The sequence below is a fragment of the Rhodococcus sp. P4_B6 genome (assembly GCF_056402215.1).
Map to the genome: position 1 here is coordinate 124,219 of NZ_JBFUHV010000006.1, position 20,141 is coordinate 144,359.

19 protein-coding genes are annotated in these 20,141 nt (G+C 69.0%); 10 read left to right on the forward strand and 9 right to left on the reverse strand.

Annotation, left to right across the window (positions count from 1 at the left end):
* The first annotated feature begins 68 nt into the window (after nucleotides 1-68).
* Nucleotides 69-4,763 (forward strand): NAD-glutamate dehydrogenase, encoded by a 4,695-nt coding sequence (locus AC1DWT_RS04650; protein ID WP_477919868.1) that lies wholly within the window; start codon nucleotides 69-71, stop codon nucleotides 4,761-4,763.
* Nucleotides 4,764-4,863: 100 nt separating this feature from the next.
* The gene (gene hutC / locus AC1DWT_RS04655; protein ID WP_072938860.1) at nucleotides 4,864-5,631 is read left to right on the forward strand and encodes a histidine utilization repressor; all 768 of its coding nucleotides are present in this window, start codon (nucleotides 4,864-4,866) and stop codon (nucleotides 5,629-5,631) included.
* On the opposite strand, the gene AC1DWT_RS04660 is transcribed toward hutC, so the two are convergent.
* Nucleotides 5,564-6,202: a PadR family transcriptional regulator gene (locus AC1DWT_RS04660; protein WP_095863204.1), complete on the reverse strand. Its 639-nt coding sequence runs from the start codon at nucleotides 6,200-6,202 to the stop codon at nucleotides 5,564-5,566. The genes hutC and AC1DWT_RS04660 overlap by 68 nt on opposite strands.
* 137 nt (nucleotides 6,203-6,339) lie before the next feature.
* On the opposite strand from AC1DWT_RS04660, the gene AC1DWT_RS04665 reads away from it, so the two are divergent.
* Complete coding sequence (locus AC1DWT_RS04665; protein WP_072938854.1) at nucleotides 6,340-7,566, forward strand: glycosyltransferase family 87 protein; 1,227 nt, start codon at nucleotides 6,340-6,342, stop codon at nucleotides 7,564-7,566.
* 56 nt (nucleotides 7,567-7,622) lie between these two features.
* Complete coding sequence (locus tag AC1DWT_RS04670) at nucleotides 7,623-7,901, forward strand: DUF2277 domain-containing protein (RefSeq protein ID WP_477919872.1); 279 nt, start codon at nucleotides 7,623-7,625, stop codon at nucleotides 7,899-7,901.
* An 83-nt stretch (nucleotides 7,902-7,984) separates the two neighbouring features.
* Here AC1DWT_RS04670 and ipdC read toward each other — a convergent pair whose 3' ends face one another.
* From ipdC to echA20, 4 genes are read right to left on the reverse strand one after another with little or no spacing between them, the layout of a single operon-like run.
* Nucleotides 7,985-9,046 carry a (3aS,4S,5R,7aS)-5-hydroxy-7a-methyl-1-oxo-octahydro-1H-indene-4-carboxyl-CoA dehydrogenase gene (gene ipdC, locus AC1DWT_RS04675; protein WP_095863205.1) on the reverse strand — a complete coding sequence of 354 codons (1,062 nt, stop codon included), beginning with the start codon at nucleotides 9,044-9,046 and terminating at the stop codon, nucleotides 7,985-7,987.
* Nucleotides 9,043-9,804 (reverse strand): cholesterol ring-cleaving hydrolase subunit IpdB, encoded by a 762-nt coding sequence (ipdB, locus tag AC1DWT_RS04680; protein ID WP_072938846.1) that lies wholly within the window; start codon nucleotides 9,802-9,804, stop codon nucleotides 9,043-9,045. The genes ipdC and ipdB overlap by 4 nt, the downstream gene beginning before the upstream one ends.
* On the reverse strand, nucleotides 9,801-10,694 hold the full coding sequence (gene ipdA, locus AC1DWT_RS04685; protein ID WP_072938843.1) for a cholesterol ring-cleaving hydrolase subunit IpdA: 894 nt from the start codon (nucleotides 10,692-10,694) through the stop codon (nucleotides 9,801-9,803). The genes ipdB and ipdA overlap by 4 nt, the downstream gene beginning before the upstream one ends.
* Nucleotides 10,695-10,699: 5 nt before the next feature.
* Nucleotides 10,700-11,476: a (7aS)-7a-methyl-1,5-dioxo-2,3,5,6,7,7a-hexahydro-1H-indene-carboxyl-CoA hydrolase gene (gene echA20 / locus AC1DWT_RS04690; RefSeq protein ID WP_072938840.1), complete on the reverse strand. Its 777-nt coding sequence runs from the start codon at nucleotides 11,474-11,476 to the stop codon at nucleotides 10,700-10,702.
* A gap of 61 nt (nucleotides 11,477-11,537) precedes the next feature.
* On the opposite strand from echA20, the gene AC1DWT_RS04695 reads away from it, so the two are divergent.
* The 6 genes from AC1DWT_RS04695 (at nucleotide 11,538) to AC1DWT_RS04720 (ending at nucleotide 17,477) form a co-directional block, all read left to right on the forward strand.
* Nucleotides 11,538-12,344, forward strand: a complete 807-nt coding sequence (locus tag AC1DWT_RS04695) for an SDR family oxidoreductase (RefSeq protein ID WP_072938838.1) — start codon at nucleotides 11,538-11,540, stop codon at nucleotides 12,342-12,344.
* Entirely contained in the window at nucleotides 12,341-13,255 is a 915-nt protein-coding gene (locus tag AC1DWT_RS04700; RefSeq protein ID WP_072938835.1) for an SDR family oxidoreductase, read from the forward strand. Before AC1DWT_RS04695 ends, AC1DWT_RS04700 begins: the two co-directional genes overlap by 4 nt.
* Nucleotides 13,256-13,456: 201 nt before the next feature.
* Entirely contained in the window at nucleotides 13,457-14,320 is an 864-nt protein-coding gene (locus AC1DWT_RS04705; RefSeq protein ID WP_095863206.1) for a TIGR03619 family F420-dependent LLM class oxidoreductase, read from the forward strand.
* Nucleotides 14,321-14,410: 90 nt separating this feature from the next.
* Nucleotides 14,411-15,658 carry a glycosyltransferase family 4 protein gene (locus tag AC1DWT_RS04710; protein ID WP_477919876.1) on the forward strand — a complete coding sequence of 416 codons (1,248 nt, stop codon included), beginning with the start codon at nucleotides 14,411-14,413 and terminating at the stop codon, nucleotides 15,656-15,658.
* Complete coding sequence (locus tag AC1DWT_RS04715; RefSeq protein ID WP_095863207.1) at nucleotides 15,652-16,392, forward strand: class I SAM-dependent methyltransferase; 741 nt, start codon at nucleotides 15,652-15,654, stop codon at nucleotides 16,390-16,392. The genes AC1DWT_RS04710 and AC1DWT_RS04715 overlap by 7 nt, the downstream gene beginning before the upstream one ends.
* On the forward strand, nucleotides 16,389-17,477 hold the full coding sequence (locus tag AC1DWT_RS04720; RefSeq protein ID WP_095863208.1) for a prenyltransferase: 1,089 nt from the start codon (nucleotides 16,389-16,391) through the stop codon (nucleotides 17,475-17,477). The genes AC1DWT_RS04715 and AC1DWT_RS04720 overlap by 4 nt, the downstream gene beginning before the upstream one ends.
* Here the strand turns inward: AC1DWT_RS04720 and AC1DWT_RS04725 are convergent.
* Genes AC1DWT_RS04725 through AC1DWT_RS04740 form a run of 4 tightly spaced genes read right to left on the reverse strand, consistent with a single transcriptional unit; the run spans nucleotide 17,453 to nucleotide 20,137 of the window.
* Nucleotides 17,453-18,115, reverse strand: coding sequence for a class I SAM-dependent methyltransferase (locus AC1DWT_RS04725; RefSeq protein ID WP_095863209.1), 663 nt, complete (start codon nucleotides 18,113-18,115; stop codon nucleotides 17,453-17,455). The genes AC1DWT_RS04720 and AC1DWT_RS04725 overlap by 25 nt on opposite strands.
* Nucleotides 18,112-18,504, reverse strand: a complete 393-nt coding sequence (locus AC1DWT_RS04730) for a carboxymuconolactone decarboxylase family protein (protein ID WP_072938824.1) — start codon at nucleotides 18,502-18,504, stop codon at nucleotides 18,112-18,114. Before AC1DWT_RS04730 ends, AC1DWT_RS04725 begins: the two co-directional genes overlap by 4 nt.
* Nucleotides 18,501-19,388 (reverse strand): NAD(P)-dependent oxidoreductase, encoded by an 888-nt coding sequence (locus tag AC1DWT_RS04735; RefSeq protein WP_477919878.1) that lies wholly within the window; start codon nucleotides 19,386-19,388, stop codon nucleotides 18,501-18,503. Before AC1DWT_RS04735 ends, AC1DWT_RS04730 begins: the two co-directional genes overlap by 4 nt.
* Entirely contained in the window at nucleotides 19,385-20,137 is a 753-nt protein-coding gene (locus AC1DWT_RS04740; protein WP_477919879.1) for an SDR family oxidoreductase, read from the reverse strand. The genes AC1DWT_RS04735 and AC1DWT_RS04740 overlap by 4 nt, the downstream gene beginning before the upstream one ends.
* Nucleotides 20,138-20,141 lie beyond the last annotated feature (4 nt).

Below are 20,141 nucleotides of genomic sequence, written 5' to 3' on the forward strand. Positions count from 1 at the left end.
CCGAGAAGCGTGCCGGCCCGCCACTGCACCAGCCGGGAGTCCCGATGCTCCCGACGGAAGGTACTGACATGAGACTAATTTCGACGTCCTCACATCCGCTCGAGCGCGATGAGCAGCTGTTTTCCGATCACGAGGCGCGCGAGCGCTTCCTCGACCTCTACCTCCGCACCGCAGGTCACCCCTACGCCGACAACGCGGATCCCGAGGCACGTGATCGGATCGCGAACACACATCTCGAGACGGGGCGGCACCGGATCCCCGGGACCGCGGTCGTGCGCGGAGTCGACGCCGCGGACCCCAGCGGGATCGGACCCGCCGTGCAGATCGTCACCGACGACATGGCGCTGCTCGTCGAATCGGTACTCCTCACCGCGGGCAGGGTCGGCGCCCCCATCGAGGAGGCACTGCACCCGGTCGTCGCCGCCCGCCGCACGGAGTCGGGCACCCTCACCGACGTGCGTCCGGCCACCGAACCGGGGACGGCGGAGTCCTGGATCCACGTGGGACTTCGCTCCGACACCGGCGAGACGGTCGTCGCCGCACTCGTCGAATCCCTGACCGCCGTCCTCGCCGACGTGCGCCGGGTCAACACGGACCTGGCGCGCATGCGCGAACTCCAGACCCAGGTGTCCGGGCAACTCGACGCGCAGGCAGGCCAGGACGCGCTGTCCGAAGAACTCCGCGAGGCCGCCGACTTCCTGCGCTGGTGCGAAGCGGGCAACTTCACCGTCCTCGGATACGCGCGGTACGACGCCGACGGCGCACCCCGGGAAGGTCTCGGTGTTCTCCACGACCGGGAGGGCGACCGTGCACCGGCCACCGATGCCGGTCCCGTCCTCGCGATCGGGCAGGCGGCGCTTCCGGTGTCCGTGCACCGTTCGTCGTATCCGTCCTTCGTCGGTGTCCGGGCCGCAGGGGAGGAGCACCGCTTCGTCGGCGTGTTCACGCCCGCGGGCAGGCACGAGAACGTCCTGGACATCCCGGGTGCGGGCCGCCGGGTGCGGGCCCTGCTCGACCGCGCCGGCTTCGACATCGATTCCTTCTCCGGACAGGCCGTGCTGCAGGTCGTGCAGGCGCTGCCGCTGACCGAGTTGTTCGCAGCGAGCCCGGACTCGCTGCATTCGGCCCTCACCGAGGTCGCCGGCATCACCGCGCGCGAACACATCCACCTCTTCCTGCGCACGGACGTCCCCGGCGACAGCATGTCGGCGTTGGTGTTCATCCCTCGCGACCGGTACAACACGCGGACGCGCCTGGTGGCCCAGCAGGTCCTCCTGGACGAGTTGAACGGCACCGCCGTCGAATACACCACGAACGTGTCCGAGTACCCGCTGGCGATGGTGCATTTCACGATGCGCGTTCCTTCGGACACCGAGGTGACGGACACGCGGCGACTGGACATTCAGCGCCGGATCGCCCGGGCCTGCCGGACCTGGGAAGACCGATTCCGCACGGGCGGCGACGACGAACTCGGCGCCGCGTTCGAACGCGAACTCCTCGCGCACTATTCGGAGAACTTCCCCGCGGTGTACAAGCACGACTTCGACGCCCGGCGCGCCCGGACCGACGTCGCGGTGTTCGAGACACTGACGGACGGCGCGATCGAGACGCGACTCGACACGCAGGCCGCCGACTGGCGTTTCACCTTCTTCGTCGGCGGCGCCCCCGCCTCGCTCAGCGACGTGCTGCCGATCCTGCAGAGCATGGGCGTCGCGGTCCTCGACGAGCGCCCGTACATGGTCGCGAACAGCCGCGGAACCGTGTGCTGGATGTACGAATTCGGGATTCGCCACACAGCGGCCGGGCCGGTGGACGACGCACTGCCGCACCGCTTCACGGAGACGTTCGCCGCGGCCTGGGAATCCCGTGCGGAGACCGACAGTTTCAACGAACTCGTACTCCGGGCGGGCCTGGATTGGCGGGAGGTGGAGGTGCTGCGGGCGTACGCGCGTTACCTCCGGCAGGGCGGGTTCCCGTACAGCCAGAACCACATCGCGACGGTCCTCGGGGATCACCCGGAGATCTCGCAGGCGCTGATCCGGTTGTTCGCCGCGAGGTTCGATCCGGACGCCGCGGAGGAGTCCGGCGAACTGGTCGGCTCGCTGGAAACGGCGATCGGCGACGTGCTCGGCCTCGACGCCGACCGCATCCTGCGTGCCTACCTCAACGTGGTCCTCGCGACCCTGCGCACCAACCGCTACGTTCGTACGGGCCGGGAACGGGAGGTCCTGTCGTTCAAATTCGATCCGCAGCGGATCCCCGAATTGCCGCAGCCGCGGCCCCGCTTCGAGATCTACGTGTACTCACCGTGGGTCGAGGGTGTGCACATGCGGTTCGGCGCCGTCGCGCGAGGCGGCCTGCGGTGGTCCGACCGCAAGGAGGATTTCCGCACCGAGGTGCTCGGCCTGGTGAAGGCGCAGGCAGTCAAGAACTCGGTGATCGTGCCCGTCGGCGCGAAGGGCGGGTTCGTCGTCACGCGCCCACCGGAACCCACCGGCGACCCGGCGCGCGATCGGGACGCGCAGCGCGCCGAGGGTGTGCGCTGCTACCGCAGCTTCATCAGCGGACTACTCGACGTCACCGACAACGTGGACCTCGCGAGCGGCGCCGTCATTCCGGCGCCGCGGGTGGTGCGGCACGACGGAGACGACACCTACCTCGTCGTCGCCGCGGACAAGGGCACCGCGACGTTCTCCGACATCGCGAACGACGTTGCGGCGCAGTACGGGTTCTGGCTCGGTGACGCATTCGCGTCCGGCGGATCCGTCGGCTACGACCACAAGGCGCTCGGCATCACCGCCCGCGGCGCGTGGGAGAGCGTGAAACGGCACTTCCGGGAGATGGGGGTCGACACCCAGTCGGAGGAGTTCACCGCCGTCGGGATCGGCGACATGAGCGGCGACGTGTTCGGCAACGGAATGCTGGCCAGCCCGCACATCCGGCTCGTCGCCGCATTCGACCATCGGCACGTGTTCCTCGACCCGAACCCCGACGCGGCCACCTCCTTCGCGGAACGGGAACGCCTGTTCGCGATGCCGCGGTCGTCGTGGGCGGACTATGCGCCCGACCTGATCAGCGCGGGCGGCGGTGTGTGGGAACGGTCGAGGAAGAGCGTTCCGGTCAGCGAGGAGGCGCGGCGCGCGCTCGGGCTGGCGCCCGGGACCACCGAACTGTCGCCACCCGACCTGGTTCGAGCGATCCTGCGGGCACCGGTGGACCTGCTGTGGAACGGCGGGATCGGGACGTACGTGAAGGCGGGCGCCGAAACCCACCTCGACGTGGGGGACAAGGGCAACGACGGCGTGCGGGTGGACGGCGCCGACGTCCGGGCGCGGGTGATCGGTGAGGGCGGCAACCTCGGCCTCACCCAGTTGGGGCGCATCGAATTCTCCCGCAACGGCGGGCGGATCAACACGGACGCTCTCGACAACTCGGCGGGCGTGGACTGCTCCGACCACGAGGTCAACATCAAGGTCCTGCTCGACGCCCTGGTCAGCGGCGGCCGTCTCGCCGCCGAGGACCGCGCGGGTCTGCTCGCCGAGATGTCCGGGGAGGTGTCGCGTCTCGTGCTGTCCGACAATGTCGCCCAGAACGACGTGCTGGGCACGAGCCGGGCCGACGCCGCTGCGTCCCTCGCGGTGCACGGACGGCTCATCGGCCACCTGGAGGGCCGCTACGGTCTGGACCGCGCCATCGAGGTGCTGCCGTCCCGGAAGGAGATCGCCGCCCGGGAACGCGCGGAGGCGGGACTCACCTCGCCGGAACTCGCGACGCTCATGGCGCACGTCAAACTGGCGCTGAAATCGGACCTGCTCGCCGGCGACCTGCCCGACAGTCCGGCGTTCGCGGACGCCCTCGCCGGGTACTTCCCGCGCAGACTCCGGGAGTCGTTCGGCGACGCCATCGGCGAACACCCGCTGCGCCGGGAGATCGTCGCGACGGTCCTCACCAACGACGTCGTCGACAACGGCGGCATCACGTACGCCTTCCGGCTGGGGGAGGAGGCCGGTGCGAGCGGCGCCGACGCCGTGCGCGCGTTCGCGGTGGTCTCGGAGGTGTTCGACCTGCCGTCGCTGCGCCGCGACATCCGGGACGCCGACCTCGACGCCGCGCTCTCGGACGAGTTGACGCTGTTCACCCGGCGGCTGCTCGACCGGGCGTCGCGGTGGATGCTCACCCGCAGGCCCCAGCCGCTGGCGGTCGGGGCGGAGATCAGCCGATTCCGTGACCGGGTCGCGGACCTGACACCGCACGTCGCGGGCTGGCTGTGCGGCGAGGACGCGGAGAGTCTCCGCAGCCGCACGGCGGCGCTGGTGGCCCGCGGTGTCCCCGCCGACCTGGCCGGGCGCGTCCAACTGCTGCTCGACCGGTTCGCGCTGCTCGACATCGTCGAGATCGCCGACATCACCCAACGCGACCCCCGCGAGGTGGCCGAGGTGTACTACCGGCTCGGCGAGTGCCTCGGCCTGGTTCACCTCCTGGTCGGGGTCTCGCAGCTGGGACGGGGTACGCGGTGGAACGCGCTGGCCCGGTTGTCCTTGCGCGACGAGTTGTACGACACGGTGCGGGCCCTGTGCCTCGACGTGATCGCGGGCAGCGAAGTCGCGGACACGGCGGAACAGAAGATCGGGGAGTGGGAGGACCGCAACGCCGCCCGGCTGGCGCGGGCCCGCCACACGCTCGACGCCGTCACGGAATCGGGTGAGCACGACCTGGCCGCCCTGTCCGTCGCGACCAGGCAACTCCGCAGCATGGTGAGGTGACGTCGGGCGCACCGCGCGATTGCGGCTTACCCGTGCAGTCGGCCGATAGACTGCAGACGGCCGACTGCACGGGAAGTTCGTCGGTGCCGCAGAGGAATGGGTGTCAGTGGTAGAGATCGCAGTAGTCGACGCGGAGCTTGCTGCGTTGTACAACGGACCGGGGACGGAGTCGGCCCCGGCGTACGAACGCGTCAAGCACCTGATCGTGTCGCAGATCAACGCCGGCCGCTGGCAGGAGGGCGATCAGCTGCCCTCGGAGAATCAGCTCGTCGGCGCTCTGGGGCTGTCCCGCATGACCATCAACCGCGCGCTGCGCGAACTCAGCGCCGAGGGCCTCGTGGTGCGCCTGATGGGGGTGGGCACGTTCGTGGCGGCCACGAAGACGGCGTCGCCGCTGTTCGAGGTCAAGAACATCGCGGACGAGATCCAGCAACGCGGACACCGCCACCGGACCGAAGTGGTGTACGTGCGTGAGGAAGACGCCGATCCGGCCAACGCCTTCATCCGGGATTCGATCCGCGGCAAGGTGTTCCACTCCCTGATGATCCACTACGAGGACGACACACCGATCCAGCTCGAAGACCGGTTCGTCAATCCCGCCGAGGCGCCCGGCTATCTCGATCAGGACTTCACCCAGCAGACGCCCAATCACTATCTGAGCGTGGAAGCCCCGCTCACGAGGGGTGAGCACGTCGTCGAGGCGATCCTCGGATCGCCCGAGGAATGCCGGCTCCTCCACATCGAGCGTTCCGAACCCTGCCTGCTGATCCGACGCCGCACCTGGTCGTCCCGAGGACTCGTCAGCGCCGCGCGTCTCGTGCACCCCGGTTCGCGGAACCGGCTCGAAGGGACGTTCGGGACGGGCTGATCGGTTCGGGCCACGCGAGGTGTCCGTCGCGGATGCCGGCGATCGTCGACGCGATCCAGTCCAGTTCCGCTCGTGCGGCATGGAGTGCGTAGTCCGCCTCGACGACGAACAGGGCGGGCACATCGTCGCCGAGCGCGCGGGTGAGCTTGGTGTGGTCGGATTCGATTCTCGCGGTGAGTCGTTGGGCGCGTTCGGTGAGTGCGTCGACGGCGCCGTCGCGTCCCAGCGCGCCGAGGTAGCTGATCGCGGCGAAGAACGGTGAGAATTCCCGTGCGGCGCTGCGGATCTGGATGTCCAGTCGGCTCACCAATTCCGCGCGCCCGGCGTCGGTGAGGGCGTAGACGGTGCGGACGGGCCGACCCTCCCGCTGCGCACGTTCGTGTTCCTCGATCCAGCCCGCCGCCGCGAGGGCGGCGATCACGTTGTTCAGTGAACCGCGGTTGAGCGGCCACTGACCGTCCTCGCTGCGCTCACGCAGCGTGACCTCCACCTGGTAGGGGTGCATCGGCGATTCGAGGAGCAGGCCCAGCACCGGCAGAACGAGCGGATTGTCGAGGACGCGTCCGGGCATGATCGAAATATACCAGTCTAAATAAACTAGGACGAAGCACGCGGTTCGGGCGCCACGACCTCGCCTTTGTCACGATTGGGTCACGGCCCGCTACGGTGGACCGTTGACCACGACGCCGATCATGAAAGAACAAATTCTTGTTACAGAGTGAATCGAAGTTCAGGGATTATCGCCTCCATGCCGTCGCGCTCCTCGTGGGCGTCCTCTCCGTGGGGGTGGTGGCCTACCGAGAGTTCGATGCGGCAACGGGCTACCTGATGGACCTCTCCGTGTTCCGCGACGCCGGCCACGCCTTCGTCGGCGGGCTGCCGCTCTACTCCGCGGACTTCCCGAGCAGTTCCGGGTTCAGGTTCATCTACGCACCCTTCGCGGCGATCCTTTTCGCGCCGATGGCCGAGATCGACCCCGCGGTCCTGCAGGCGCTGTGGTGCGCCCTCAACCTCGGGCTCGTGTGGTGGATGGTCAAGGTGGCGCTGTCGAAACTCGACGTCGGCCGCCCCGAACTTCTCGCTCTGCTGTCGATGGGCCCGGTACTGCTCCTCGAACCGATGCGCTCGAACTTCGACTTCGGTCAGATCAACATCATCCTGATGGCGCTCGTGGTCGCCGACTGCACCGGAGTAATCCCGAAGAGGTTCCGCGGAATCGCGATCGGCCTCGCCGCCGCAATCAAGATCACCCCCGCAGCCTTCCTGCTCGTCCTGCTCGTCCGCCGCGACTTCCGCTCGATCGGACGGTCGCTCGCCACGATCCTCGTCACCGTCGGACTCGGTTTCTGGCTGCTGCCGCAGTCGTCGGTGTGGTTCTGGACCACCGAATTCTTCGCCACCGGCCGTGCGGGCGCGCCCGACTTCTTCCGCAACCAGGCCGTCACCGGCGTCATCGCCCGGCTCGGGGCGGAGGGCAGGCTCGCCAGCGTCCTCTGGGTGCTCAGCGCGGCCGTCATCGTCTCCGCCGCCGCATGGTCGGCGTACCGGTTCACCCGGTCGGGTGAACACCTGATCGCGCTGTCTGTCGTGGCCCTGGCATCGCTGCTCGCGGCGCCGTTCGCCGTCACTCACCACTGGGCGTACAGCATCCTGCTCATTCCGATCCTGATCGCACCGCAGTACCGCAGCTGGCGGCCGGTGGTCGGCGCCGCGACGCTGATCTTCCTGATCGGCCCCAACTTCGTGCTGCAGTCGTCCTCGTCCGGCTGGGTGGAGGCCGCCGTCCGCGAGGTGATCGGCAGCTCGCAGTGCCTCGTCGCCCTCGTCTTGCTCGGCGCCGCGGTCGTGGCCGCGCGGTCCCGCACCCCGCTCCCGGACGTCGAGACCGACGCGGTGCCCGCCGACGAAGGCGCTCTGGAGCCCGCCCGCAGCTGACAACCCGCTTTCCGCCGGGCCGCGCGGAGGACCGGGCGGCGCTATCGTCGAGTCATGTGCGGAATTTCACCGAGCTGCGCGGACTCGAACCGGCGGCCACCGCGGAGGAGATCGAGGCGGCGGCGCGTCAATATGTCCGGAAGGTCAGCGGAATCCAGAAGCTCTCCGACGCCAACCGTGAACCGTTCGAGGAGGCGGTTGCCGTCGTCACCGAGGCCACCACGAAGCTCCTCGCGGCACTGCCGGCGCGCAAGCAGCCCCCGCAGACCGTGCCCCCGCTGCGACGGCCGGAGGTCCGGGCGCGCATCGCGGCGAAGGCCGCGTCCTCCAGCTGAGCGCGGCGAAGGCCGCCACTTCCTAGCCGGACGAACGGGACGCTCGTTGCGTCAGATCCAACGAGCGTCCCGTTCGTCCGGTCTCAGGCGCGCAGGGCGCCGAGTGCGTCGATGCGTTTGATCGCGTCGGCGACGATGCCGTCGATGAGGTCCTTGCACGTGGGCAGGTCGTCGAGCAGTCCGACGACCTGACCGGAGGCGAGGACGCCGGCGTGGGTGTTGCCGTCGACGAGCCCGGCCTTGAGCAGCATCGGGGTGTTGGCGGCCATGATGATCTGCTGCCAGGTGCGGTCGCCGGACTTCTTCATGGCGAGACCGTCCTTGACGAGCGTCGACCATTTCATGCCGGTCATGGCCTTGAATTTCGACGCGTTGCGGGCGGCGGCGACCAGCCCGCGCACATTGCCGGAGTGTTCGAGGCTGTCGACGAGTTCGGTGTTGAGGACCCGGTGGGGCATGCCGTCGACCTTGCGGGAGACCGTGGTGTCCTGCAGTCCGCGGGCGAGGTATTCCTGTTTGACGGAGTCGGGGACCGTCGATTCCTGGGTGAGCAGGAAGCGGGTGCCCATCGCGACGCCGGCGGCGCCGTACGCGAGGGCGGCGGCGAGCCCGCGGCCGTCGTAGAAGCCGCCCGCCGCGACGACGGGGATGTCGACGGCGTCGAGCACCGACGGCAGCAGCAGGGTGGTGGCGACGGGGCCGGTGTGACCGCCGCCCTCGCCGCCCTGCACGATCACCGCGTCGGCGCCCCACGACGCCACCTTCTTGGCGTGTTTCGCGGCGCCGATCGACGGAATGACCACCACCCCTGCGGCTTTCAGCTTCGCGATCAGTTCCTGCTTGGGGGCGAGCGCGAACGATGCGACGCGCACGTTCTCCCGGATGAGCAGGTCGATGCGTTGCGGGGCGTCGGTGGCGTCGGCGCGGATGTTCACCCCGAACGGCTTGTCGGTGAGCGTCTTCGTCTTCGTGATCGCCGCTTCGAGTTCGTCGTAGGTCATCGTGGCCGACGCGAGGATGCCGAGACCGCCGGCGTTGGCGGTGCCCGCGACGAGGCGCGGTCCCGCGACCCAGCCCATTCCGGTCTGCACGATCGGGTGCTGCACACCGACCAGGTCGGTCAGTGCGGTGCGGAGCGTGCTCATACCGACACCTCCCGGTCGCGCAGGGTGCGGGGGTCGAGGACCTCGCGGATCAGCCGCAGTTCTTCCTCGGTGGGTTCGCGGGTCACGCCGGCGTCGGCCAGCCCTGCCACCTCGAACGAGGTGTTCTCGGCGACCTGTTCGGCGGTGACGCCGGGGTGCAGCGACAGCGCCCGGAAGGTGTGTCCGGGTCCGCCGAAGTCGAACACCCCGAGGTTGGTCACCACCCGGTGCAGGTGGTGGAACCGGTAGGCCGGATTGTCGGGGTCGATCCGGTCGTAGCCGACGCCGGAGACGATGTCGACGGTGTCGCAGAACACCCGCGACGTGTGCTTGCCCACCCAGTAGCTGGTGGGGTGGTTGATCGTGTTGCCGGGCGCGCCGCGGACGCCGAACATCTGCCGGGTCGGCTGCTGCAGCGGGCCGAACGCCGAGAGGTTCTGGTTGCCGTGCCGGTCGATCTGGTTGGCGCCCATCACCACGTGGCGGCGACCGGACGCGACGACGTCGAACACCTTCCGGAACGGCATCCAGCCCTCGACCGGTGCCTTCGCGCCGACGGCGGGGGTGTCGGCGAAGATCAGTGCTTCGCCGTCGGTGATGAGCAGGTCGGGTTCGGTGGTCAGTCGCGCGAGCCGGGCACCGATCAGCGGCAGCGTCGCCATCGGGCTGGCCATGATCTCGCCTGCGCCGGAGAAGATCTCGGCGCACGCGATCGCGCAGTATTCGGCGCGGGTGACGCCGGTGGTGGTCTCGGTCATGCCTGGGACTCCTCTGCAAATCGCTTCACGGCCGCCTGGTAGTCGTCCTCGCTGCCGGACAGGTAGGTGTCGACGAACTGCTGCCATCCCTCGGGGGTCTTCGCCGCTTCGGCGTAGTGGCGCTGGAACTTCTCGTCGCGGCCGTAGCTGTCGCCTGCAAGGGTGAAGTGGGCGCCGTTCGGTGCCTCGACGACGCCGTCGACCATCATGCGGTTGAGGATCAGGTTCTGCAGCGGAACGGTTTTCACCAGCTCCTCGGTCTCCACCACGCGTTCGACGGAGACGAACCGCTTCTCGGCGGCCGCGCAGTACAGGTCGTCGAAATAGGGGTCGACGCCGGTGTAGGCGGCGTTGCCGTGCTTGTCGCCCAGGTTCAGATGCACCAGTGCCGCATCGAGATTCAGGGCCGGCATCGCGATCAGCGTCTCCGACCGGCCGGACGCGTCGGGGTAGGGGGAGGTGACGGTGCGCAGTTCGTCGCCCCAGAAGTTCCGGACGTCGGAGCCGAGCCCGGCACGGATCGGCAGGAACGGCAACCGGGCGGCGGCGGCCTCGAGTCCGCACTTGACCATGCCCTCGTCCATTTCGCGGACCTCGATCTCGCCGCCGGTGCGCGCCTTCGCGAACCACGGGTCGTAGAACGGGGCCGAATCGAGGGACACGAAACCGTAGTACGCCTTCTTCACCTTGCCCGCCGAGCAGAGCAACCCCAGGTCGGGGCCGCCGTAGGTGACGACGGTGAGGTCGGTGACGTCCGAGCGCAGCAGCGCCCGGACCAGCGCCATCGGCTTCCGGCGCGAACCCCAGCCGCCGAGGCCGATGGTCATTCCGCTCCGCAGTTCCCCGACCGCGTCGTCGAGCGACATCCTCTTGTCGCGCTTGCTCGCCATCGATGTCAGCCTTTCCTGTTGTTCGAGTTGGACCGGGGCTTGCCGGTTTCGACGAACTCGTCGCGGTGCTCGTCCGCGACGCCCGCCAGGTTGAGTTCGAAGGTGTAGCCCTGCTCGAGGCGGTAACTGGTCTTCACGTCGACGGGGTCGATGCCGTTGATCGCCTCCTTGGCGCAGCGGATGACCCGGGTGTCCTTGGCCGCGATCTTGGCGGCGATGTCGCGGGCGGTGTCGTCGAGTTTCTCGCGCGGCACCACCTCGTACACCGACCCGAAATGCTGGAGTTGCTGGGCGGTGACGTTCTGCGCCGTGTAGTACAGGGTGCGCATCATGTGCTGCGGGACGAGCCGGGCGAGATGGGTGGCGGCGCCGAGCGCCCCGCGGTCGACCTCGGGGAGACCGAAGACGGCGTCGTCGGATGCCACGATCACGTCGGCGTTGCCGACCAGCCCGATGCCGCCGCCGACGCAGAACCCGTTGACCGCGACCACCACGGGCACGGCGCAGTCGTAGACGGCGGCGAACGCGGCCGCGCAGCCCCGGTTGGCGTCGACCAGCGCGCCGTACCCCTCGGTGGCCTGCATTTCCTTGATGTCGACGCCGGCGTTGAACCCGCGTCCCTCGGCTCGCAGGATCACCACGTGGGTGTCCGGGTTCCGGCCCGCGTCGAGCACGGCGTCGGCCAACTCGAACCAGCCCCGGGAGGGGATGGCATTCACGGGCGGGTAGTCGACGGTGACCGTGGTGATGCCCCCCGGATCTGTCTCGCTCCGAATTCCCACTGTTTTCTCCTCGTCAGATCCGCACTTCACGCACCAAGCAATTGCTTGGTAGGGTAGCACGATGGAAACAGGTTCCAACATGACCGGAAGTGTCGTGCTCGTGACCGGCGGAGTTCGCGGGGTGGGCGCGGGCATCAGCCGCACCTTCCTGCGGGCGGGTGCGACGGTGGTCGCCTGCGCTCGCCGACCGGGCGACGACCCCGTGGAGGTGGACGGACGCGCCGCCGAATTCCTGCCGTGCGACATCCGCGACCCGGAGCAGGTGCAGGGCCTCGTCGACCGGATCGTCGAGCGCCACGGCCGCCTCGACGTCCTGGTCAACAATGCCGGCGGGGCGCCGTTCGCCCTCGCGGCGGACGCGAGCCCGAAGTTTCACTCGAAGATCGTCGAGCTGAACCTCCTTGCCCCGCTGCTCGTCTCGCAGGTCGCGAATGCTCAGATGCAGACCCAGGATTCGGGTGGCGCGATCGTCAACATCTCCAGCGTCAGCGGGTCGCGGCCCTCGCCCGGCACCGCGGCGTACGGGGCGGCGAAGGCCGGGGTCGACAGCCTGACCACCAGCCTGGCGGTGGAGTGGGCGCCGAAGGTGCGGGTCAACTCGGTGGTCGTCGGCCTGGTCCGCACCGAACTCGCGCACCTGCACTACGGGGACGAGGCGGGGATCGCGGCGGTCGGGAACACGGTCCCGCTGGGCCGGATGGCCTGCCCCGAGGACGTCGGCAACTGCGCGGTGTTCCTGGCTTCACCGTTGGCGGCGTACGTCAGCGGTTCGACACTGACCGTCCACGGCGGCGGGGAACGTCCCGCCTTCCTGGCGGCAGCAACAGCATCTACATCAGCTACAGCATCTACAGAGGAGAAGGCATGAGTGGAGTGGTCGACGGTCGCGTCGTCATCGTGACGGGCGCCGGGCGCGGAATCGGACGCGCCCATGCGCTGGCGTTCGCCGCCGAGGGGGCGAAGGTCGTGGTCAACGACATCGGGGCCGGACTCGACGGTTCCGCGACCGGGGAGAGTCCCGCCGAGCAGGTGGTCGCGGAGATCGTGGCCGCGGGCGGCGAGGCCGTCGTCAACGGCGACGACGTCGCGGACTGGGCCGGGGCCGAGAACCTGATCCGGACGGCGATCGACACGTACGGGCGGCTCGACGTGCTGGTCAACAACGCCGGATTCCTGCGCGACCGCATGCTCGTCGGGATGAGCGAGCAGGAGTGGGACGCCGTCGTGCGGGTGCATCTCAAGGGGCATTTCGCGACGCTGCGGCACGCCGCCGCGTACTGGCGGGCCGAGGCCAAGGCGGGCAATCCGGTGGACGCCCGGATCGTCAACACCAGTTCCGGTGCCGGACTGCAGGGCTCGATCGGGCAGGGCAACTATGCCGCCGCGAAGGCGGGGATCGCGGAGCTGACCATCCAGGCGGCCGCGGAGTTGAAGAACTACGGCGTCACCGTCAACGCGATCGCGCCCGCCGCCCGAACCCGGATGACGGTCGGCGCGGGCGGCGCGATGGCCGAGGCGATGGCCGCGCCCGAGGAGGGGTTCGACGCGATGGCGCCGGAGAACATCTCCCCGCTCGTCGTGTGGCTGGGCAGTGTGGACTCGAAGGACGTGAGTGGGCGGGTGTTCGAGGTCGAGGGAGGCAAGATCACCGTCGCCGAGGGCTGGCGGCACGGCCCGGCCCAGGACAAGGGCGCGCGCTGGGAGCCGAAGGAGATCGGGCCCGTCGTCGCGGACCTGCTCGCGAAGGCGGAGGACCCGGTCCCGGTCTACGGCGCCTGAGCAGGTGAGTGGCGATGTGTGCTGGGGGACGCATTGCCACTCACCTGGGCGGGACGAACGGGACGCCCGTTGCCTCAGATCGAACGAGCGTCCCGTTCGTCCGGCCGCGCGGAGAACTGGAGAGTTGTTTGGACACATTGATAAACAGGTGTCCAGAAGTTACCGTGCATGAAGGAAAAGGCTCTCGGCCAAGGAGAATTCGTGAAATTCGGCATAACGTTGTTTACGAGTGACCGCGGGATCGAGCCGGCCTCGGCCGCGAGGGGTGCAGAGGCCACCGGATTCGACTCGTTCTACGTGCCCGAGCACACACACATTCCGGTGAAACGCGATGCGGCGCATCCTCAGACGGGAGACGCGTCGCTGCCCGACGACCGGTACATGCGCACCCTCGACCCGTGGGTGGCCCTCGCCACGGCGGCTGCGGTCACGGAGCGGATCGAACTGGGCACGTCGGTGGCGCTGCCCGTCGAGCACGATCCGATCACGCTGGCCAAGACGATCGCCTCGCTCGACCACCTCAGCGGCGGGCGGGTGATCCTCGGCGTGGGGTACGGGTGGAATCTGGACGAGCTCACCGACCACAACGTCCCGCCGGGCCGGCGGCGGACGATGCTGCGGGAGTACCTCGGGGCGATGCGTGCGTTGTGGACGCAGGACGAGGCGTCCTACGACGGCGAGTTCGTGAGCTTCGGTCCGAGCTGGGCGTGGCCCAAGCCGGTGCGGGTGCCTCCGGTGGTCGTCGGCGCCGCCGGCAACGACAAGAACTTCAAGTGGATCGTGAAATCCGCCGACGGCTGGATGACCACCCCGATCGAGCAGGACATCGACGACCGCGTCGCCGCGCTGCGACGGATGTGGCGGGAGGCCGGCAGGGACGGCGAACCGCGGATCGTCGTGCTCGACGGCAAACCGGACGTCGACAAGTTGCGCCGGTGGAAGGACCTCGGCGTCACCGAGGTCGTGTACGGGGTGCCCGACCGCAGCGAGGAGGAGGTCCTCGCCTACCTCGGACGCCTGGCGGGAAAACTCGAGGGATTGCGCGAGTCGACCGCGGTGGGGTGAGTGAGTGCGGTTGGATGGAACGAGGACACACCCCGAGTAGGAACGTGTTCTAGTATTGCTTGCCAGTTGCTCGAGGAGAGGCCGAAGTCCGTGCGCATCGCACTCTTGTCGTACCGAAGCAAGCCCCACTGCGGTGGGCAGGGTGTGTACGTCCGCCATCTCAGCCGTGAGCTGGTCGAACTCGGCCATCAGGTGGAGGTGTTCTCGGGCCAGCCGTACCCGGACGTCGACCCCCGGGTGACGCTGACGAAGGTCCCCAGCCTCGACCTGTACCGCGAGCCGGATCCGTTCAGAACGCCGCATCCGCGCGAGTTCCGCGACGCCGTCGACGTGCTCGAGGTCGCGACCATGTGGACGGCCGGTTTCCCGGAGCCGCTCACGTTCAGCCTCCGCGCCGCGCGACTGCTGAAGGAGCGGGCCGGCGAGTTCGACGTGGTGCACGACAACCAGTGCCTCGGCTACGGGCTGCTGCAACTCCGGAAGGCCGGGCTCCCCGTCGTCGCCACCATCCATCACCCGATCACCCGCGACCGCGAACTGGATCTCGCGTCGGCGAAGTGGTGGCGCAAGGTGACGGTCCGCCGCTGGTACGGATTCCTGCGCATGCAGAAACGGGTGGCGCGCGCCATCCCCGCGCTGCTGACGGTGTCGCAGTCGTCCGCCGACGACATCGGCGCCGCGTTCGACGTTCCCGCCGCGAACCTGCGGACCGTCCCGCTGGGGGTGGACACCGAGGTCTTCCGGCCCCCGTCCGCCGCGCGGGTGCCGGGCCGCATCGTGTGCGTCGCCAGCGCCGACATGCCACTCAAGGGGGTGTCGACGCTCCTCGAAGCGGTCGCGAAGGTGCACACCGAGCGCGCCGTCGAACTGGTGCTGGTCACCAAGCTGGCACCCGGCGGAGTCACGGAGAAGCTCATCGAGGAATTGGCCATCGGTGACGTCGTCCGGACGGTGTCGGGCATCGACGACGCCGAACTGGCCGCGCTGCTGGCGTCCGCCGACGTCGCGTGCGTGCCGTCGCTGTACGAAGGCTTCTCGCTGCCTGCCGTCGAGGCGATGGCGTGCGGTACCCCACTGGTCGCGAGCCGCGCAGGCGCCATTCCCGAGGTGGTGGGAACGGATGAGGAGGCGGGTGTGCTCGTGACGCCCGGCGACCCGCAGGAACTCGCGGACGTGCTGGGTGCGTTGCTCGACGATCCGCAGCGCCGCGCCCGGCTCGGCGACGGGGGCCGCCGTCGCGTCCTCGAGCGCTACAGCTGGGCCGCCGTGGCCGCGAGAACCGCGCAGACCTACGTCGAAGCGATAGCGCAGACCCGTGAAGGAGGCCGACCGTGCTGACCGTGGACTTCGACCGGCTGGGTGTGAAGCCCGGCGACAAGGTGATCGACATCGGGGCGGGTGCCGGACGGCACTCGTTCGAGCTGTATCGACGCGGCGCCGACGTCATCGCCTTCGACCAGAACGCCGACGAACTCGCGGACGTCGAGAAGATGTTCGTGGCGATGGCCGAGGTCGGTGAGGTCCCGGCGGGCGCGTCGGCTCGGGTGGAGGTCGGCGACGCGCTGAACCTCCCGTACGAGGATGCGACGTTCGACGTCGTCCTCATCTCCGAGGTCCTCGAACACGTGCCCCGCGACGGCCGTGCCATCGCCGAACTGACCCGCATCCTGAAGCCGGGTGGTGTTGCGGCGGTGACGGTTCCGCGGTGGCTGCCGGAGAAGATCTGCTGGGCGCTGTCCGACGCGTACCACGAGGTGGAGGGTGGGCACGTCCGCATCTACCGCGCCGACGAACTGGCGGAGAAGCTCACCGCCGCCGGGCTGGAGGTGCGGGGCCGGGACCACGCGCATGCCCTGCATTCCCCGTACTGGTGGCTCAAGTGTGCGGTCGGGGTGGAGAACAACGACAATCCCCTCGCGAGGGCGTACCACCAGGTTCTGGTGTGGGACATGATGAAAGCGCCCTGGCTCACCCGGACCGCCGAGAAGGTCCTCAACCCGGTGGTCGGCAAGAGCGTCGTGTTCTACCTCGAGAAGCCGAGGGAACCGAGCGTGGTGAAGGCGCCGCGGTGAGAGCCGCCGGCGTCCCGTCGGTGCCGAACGTGCTGTCGGAGAGCCAGGTCCGGCTGACGGCACGGTCGATCGCGGCAGCGCAGGAGTCGTCGGGGGCGCTGCCGTGGTTTGCCGGTGGGCACACCGACCCGTGGGATCACGTCGAATCCGCCATGGCGCTCACCGCGGCCGGCCTGATCGAGGAGGCGGAGGGCGCGTACGAGTGGTCGCGGCGGACGCAACGCCCGGACGGGTCGTGGCCCATGAAGTTCCGCGACGGAACCGTGGAGAATCACGATTCCGACAGCAACTTCTGCGCGTACCTCGCGGTGGGGGTGTGGCACCACTACCTGATCACCGGTGACCGCAATTTCGTCGACACCCTGTGGCCGTCGGTGCAGGGCGGTCTCGATCTCGTCGTCGACATGCAGTCGTCGAGCGGCGAAATCTGGTGGGCCCGCGGTCAGAACGGTCAGGACTGCCCCGAGGCGCTGCTGACGGGGAACTCCAGCATTCATCACAGCCTGCACTGCGGGCTGCTCCTCGCCCGGCTGGTCGACGACCCGCAGCCGGAATGGGAGTTCGCGAAATACACGCTGGGCCATGCGATCAGGCAGCACCCGGAGTCGTTCGCGATCAAGGACGAGTACTCCATGGACTGGTACTACCCGATCCTCGGGGGCGCCGTCCGCGGTGAGGCCGCGTCGGATCGCATCGATTCGCGGTGGGACGACTTCGTGGTCGAGGGACTCGGCATCCGCTGCGTGGACCACCGGCCGTGGGTGACCGGCGCCGAAACGTGCGAACTGGTGCTGGCGCTCGACGCGATGGGGGAGCACGCCCGCGCGCTCGCGCAATTCACCGCCATGCAGCACCTGCGGGATCCGGACGGCTCGTACTGGACCGGCCTCGTCTACAGCGACGGCAAGCGGTGGCCGGTCGAGCAGACCACGTGGACGGGCGGGGCGATGATCCTCGCTGCGGACGCGTTGTCCCGCACCACGCCCGGACACGGAATCTTCCGGGACGCGGCGCTGCCCGTGGGACTACCGATCGGTCTCGACCGCTGCGGCGACTACTGTCACGCCAGCGGTTCGCCGGTCTGACCGCCCACCCGCTCGAGAACGCGCAGCGACCCGGTGACGGACGTCTCCTTGAATTGCCCTGTCGCCAGGGCACGTTCGTAGATCTCGAACGGCGGCCGACCACCGTCCGCGGGGTCCGGAAACACGTCGTGGATCACCAGGGCGCTGCCCACGTTCACCCACGGCGCCCACCCCTCGAGATCCGCCGACGCCGCCTCCGACGTGTGGCCGCCGTCGATGAACACGAAGTCGACGGGGGTGCGCCAGAACGTCGCCACCGTCGACGACCGGCCCAGCACCGCCACCACGTACTCCTCGAGCCCCGAATCCGCCATCGTGTGCCGGAACCGGCCGACTGTGTCGAGCAGACCGGTGTGCGGGTCGACGAACGCCGGTTCGTGATACTCCCAGCCCGGCTGGTGCTCCTCGGAACCGTGATGGTGATCGACGGTGACGACGCGGGCGCCGCGCGCCCTGGCCGCCGCCCCGAGGTAGATCGTGGAGCGGCCGCAGTACGTGCCGATCTCGACGCCCAGCCCACCGGGAGTCAGGTACTGCATCGCGGCCTCGTGCAGGGCCGTCCCCTCGTCCTCCGGCATGAAGCCGGGGACGGAGTCGGCGAGTCGAAGTAGCTCTGGTGTCAGATGTTCGGTGCTCATGTGGCCTCTGCGTCCGGGGCGGCCGCTCTGGCCGCTTTCTTCCGCTTGTGTAGCACCCCGCCGATCATCGCGTCGAGTTTCGTCCCCAACGGCCAGCCCACGTAGTGGCACAGGAACAGGGCGATCTCCCGGAGTTGGTCCTCGTCCAGCTCCTCGTTGTGCAGGGCCGCCCCCACCTGGATCTCGGCGACGTCGACGAGCCCCTGCGCGGTGAGCGCGCCGAGGAGGAGAAGCCGGCGGTCGCGGATGCTCAGCCCGGGCCGCGACCAGATGTCGGCGAACAGGTGGTCGGCGGTCACGGCGAAATGCGCGCCGGGCCCGTCCTGCATCTCGAACCCGTAGACCTGCTCCATCATGGCCAGGCCACGGGTGCGGGTGTCGTCGGTCATGGTTGCTCCTCCTTGTCCACGATCTTGTCCACGGTGCTGTCGACGCCGAGTCCCGGACCGAGACCCGAGAGCGCGAGCCGGGCGAGCGGCAGCGCGACGTCGAGTCGTTCGGCGAGCCCGATCGCCAGCGACAGGTCCTTCTCCCCGAGGTCCCGGACGTGGGACATGATCGGGTACCAGTTGTCGTTCTCGTCGAGAGCGTCGGTGGTGTCGCGGAGCATGATCGCGCCGGCGCCACCGGTGATCGCGTCGGTGTGCCGCACCACCGTTCCGAGTTCGGTGATGTCGAGACCGGCGGCCTCGGCGAGCCGCTGCGCCTCGGCGGCGGCGGTGAACGAGACGAAGTGCAACAGGTTGCGGGCCAGCTTCATCCGGGTGCCCGCGCCCACGTCGCCGGCGTGCACGACCAGTTCGGCCCAGTGCCCGAACGGCTCCCGCACCTTCTCGAACGCGTCTTCGCTCGCTCCGACCATCACAGCCAGCTTCCCCTTGTACGCGCCGGGTGCGCCGCCGCTGACTGGCGCGTCGATCAGATCGACGCCGTGCGCGCGGCAACGGTCGGCCAACTCGACGGCGGTGACGTCGCTGATGGTGGAGTGCACCGCCACGACGGTGCCCGGCCGCGCGGCCTCGAGGATCTGGGTGACCACTGCGCGCACCTGCTCGTCGTTGAGCACGGTCACGGAGATGACGTCCGCGTTCTCTGCCACCTCCCGCGGACTCGACGTCACCTTCGCGCCCGCCTTGCCGAACGGTTCCAGCGCCTCCGGCCGGGTGTCGCACACGATGAGTCCGCCGGGCCGGGCCAGCAGCCGCTTGGCCATGGGCGCACCCATGTTGCCGAGGCCGATGTAGCCGACGGACACCTGCTCGGTCGTGGTCATGATCGGAAGATCTGTCCGCCATCGACGTTGAAGATCTGCCCGGTGATCCAGCTCGCCTCGTCGGACAACAGGAACAGGCAGGCGCCGACGAGGTCGTCGGGGGTGCCCATCCGCTTCAGTGGCAATGTCTTGACCATGTCTGCCACCATATTTCCCGGTGTCACGGTGCGGGTGGCTTCGGTATCGATCGGTCCGGGCGCGATGGCGTTGACCCGGATGTTCATGCCGCCCACCTCGTGGGCCAACTGCTGGGTGAGTCCGTTGATCCCGACTTTCGCGAGCCCGTAGAAGCCGGAGTACAGCCACGCCGCCGTCGACGACTGATTGACGATGGAGCCGCCCCCGCGCTCGTTCATCGCCGGCCACACGGCCCGCGTCACGTTGAGGGCGCCGTCGAAGTTCACGGCCATGAACTTCTTGTAGTAGTCCCACGGCACGGTGATCAGCAGGTCGAGTTTCATGCCGCCGTAGATCGCGGCGTTGTTCACCAGATGATCGATGCCGCCGAACTTCTCGACGGTGAACGCCGCGAGTTCCTGCGCCGATGCTTCGTCGGCGACGTCGACGTCCTTGAACACCGCGGTCCCGCCGTCGGCGGCGATCTGCTTGGCCACCGTCTCGCCGAGTTCCGCGTTGAGGTCGGCCACCACCACGTTGGCGCCCTCGCGGGCAAGGGCACGCGCGTACCCCTCGCCGATGCCCTGTGCGGCGCCGGTGACGATGGCCGTCTTACCGTCGAAACGTCCCATATCG

What these genes read in the sequence shown, in the direction of transcription:
- ipdC (WP_095863205.1), bottom strand. Translation starts at nt 9,046, where the DNA reads ATGAGCACGCTCCGCACCGCACTGACCGACCTGGTCGGTGTGCAGCAC.
- AC1DWT_RS04695 (WP_072938838.1), top strand. Translation starts at nt 11,538, where the DNA reads ATGGAAACAGGTTCCAACATGACCGGAAGTGTCGTGCTCGTGACCGGC.
- AC1DWT_RS04660 (WP_095863204.1), bottom strand. Translation starts at nt 6,202, where the DNA reads ATGCCCGGACGCGTCCTCGACAATCCGCTCGTTCTGCCGGTGCTGGGC.
- AC1DWT_RS04730 (WP_072938824.1), bottom strand. Translation starts at nt 18,504, where the DNA reads ATGACCGACGACACCCGCACCCGTGGCCTGGCCATGATGGAGCAGGTC.
- AC1DWT_RS04735 (WP_477919878.1), bottom strand. Translation starts at nt 19,388, where the DNA reads ATGACCACGACCGAGCAGGTGTCCGTCGGCTACATCGGCCTCGGCAAC.
- AC1DWT_RS04650 (WP_477919868.1), top strand. Translation starts at nt 69, where the DNA reads ATGAGACTAATTTCGACGTCCTCACATCCGCTCGAGCGCGATGAGCAG.
- AC1DWT_RS04700 (WP_072938835.1), top strand. Translation starts at nt 12,341, where the DNA reads ATGAGTGGAGTGGTCGACGGTCGCGTCGTCATCGTGACGGGCGCCGGG.
- ipdB (WP_072938846.1), bottom strand. Translation starts at nt 9,804, where the DNA reads ATGACCGAGACCACCACCGGCGTCACCCGCGCCGAATACTGCGCGATC.
- AC1DWT_RS04740 (WP_477919879.1), bottom strand. Translation starts at nt 20,137, where the DNA reads ATGGGACGTTTCGACGGTAAGACGGCCATCGTCACCGGCGCCGCACAG.
- ipdA (WP_072938843.1), bottom strand. Translation starts at nt 10,694, where the DNA reads ATGGCGAGCAAGCGCGACAAGAGGATGTCGCTCGACGACGCGGTCGGG.
- AC1DWT_RS04725 (WP_095863209.1), bottom strand. Translation starts at nt 18,115, where the DNA reads ATGAGCACCGAACATCTGACACCAGAGCTACTTCGACTCGCCGACTCC.